This is a genomic window from Mycobacterium simiae (assembly GCF_008370645.1).
In the GTDB taxonomy this organism is placed as follows: domain Bacteria; phylum Actinomycetota; class Actinomycetes; order Mycobacteriales; family Mycobacteriaceae; genus Mycobacterium; species Mycobacterium simiae_A.
On record NZ_VTZN01000546.1, the window covers coordinates 1 to 419 of the forward strand.

At 68.5% G+C, this 419-nt stretch carries 1 protein-coding gene; it reads left to right on the top strand.

The window, feature by feature from the left end:
• Positions 1-173: 173 nt before the first annotated feature.
• A partial coding sequence (locus tag F0Q45_RS26830; protein ID WP_188113208.1) for an ATP-binding cassette domain-containing protein occupies positions 174-419 on the top strand: 246 nt, incomplete at its 3' end.

A 419-nucleotide genomic window follows, 5' to 3' on the forward strand; every position in this document is an offset into this window, starting at 1 on the left:
CAACCGCTCACCAGTCCCGCCCAGCAGACACAGAATCGCATAAGAAATGGTCCAATCGTGCGATTCTGCGACTGCTCGCGGGGCTAGGGCCGGCTAGGGCCGGCTAGGGCCGGGTGGGGCGGACACCGCGACCCGGCAGCCGCCGCAGCGGCACGGTACGGCACGATGGTCGAGTGCCCGAAACCGGCCCCGAGACCGGCCCGGCGACAGCCGACCCCGATCTGCTGATCGACTTCCGCAATGTTTCACTGCGCCGCGGCGGGCGCTCGCTGGTTGGCCCCTTGGATTGGGCCGTCGAACTCGACGAGCGCTGGGTGATTATTGGACCTAACGGGGCCGGCAAGACGTCCCTGCTGCGGATCGCTGCGGCAGCCGAACACCCGTCGTCGGGCGTCGCCTTCGTGCTTGGTGAGCGGTTG